This window comes from Kineococcus vitellinus (assembly GCF_009906315.1).
Classification (GTDB): Bacteria; Actinomycetota; Actinomycetes; order Actinomycetales; family Kineococcaceae; genus Kineococcus; species Kineococcus vitellinus.
The window spans coordinates 1-562 of the sequence record NZ_JAAALL010000638.1 but is presented as its reverse complement, the minus strand read 5'-3'; the positions used below and the strand labels follow the sequence as shown (position 1 = coordinate 562).

General features: G+C 75.6%; 1 protein-coding gene. It reads right to left on the bottom strand.

What is annotated here, in order from left to right; all coding sequences use genetic code 11:
- A partial coding sequence (locus GTQ99_RS23870) for a phosphoenolpyruvate carboxykinase domain-containing protein (RefSeq protein ID WP_166618098.1) occupies window positions 1–562 on the bottom strand: 562 nt, incomplete at both ends.

Sequence of the window (562 nt, the reverse complement as noted above, 5' to 3'; positions counted from 1 at the left end):
CTCCACCAGCGGGGACAGCCGCCAGCGCAGCAGCTCCAGGTGCCCCTCCAGGTCGGCGGGCAGGCGGGAGCCGAAGCGGGCGAACCACCCCTGCAGCGCGTCGGCCTCGGCCAGCCACGCGGCGGGGTCGACGGGGAACAGCTCCTCCAGGGCGGCCGGGGGGACGTCCAGGCCCGCCACGTCCAGCTCGCCGGGGGCGGGCACCCAGCCCACGGGGGTGTGGCGGGCGCCGGCGCTGCCCTCCAGCCGCCGGCAGATCCACTCCAGGACGCGGGAGTTCTCCCCGAACCCCGGCCACAGGAACCGCCCGTCCTCGCCCCGGCGGAACCAGTTGACGCTGTAGACGCGGGGCAGGTGCTCCACGCGCTCGCGCATCGACAGCCAGTGCGCGAAGTAGTCGGCCATGTCGTAGCCGGTGAAGGGCAGCATCGCGAACGGGTCGTGGCGCAGCTGCCCGACCGCCCCCTCGGCGGCGGCGGTCTGCTCGCTGGAGATCGAGGCGCCCATGAAGACGCCGTGGCTCCAGTCGCCGGCCTCGGCGACCAGCGGCACGGTGCTGCGC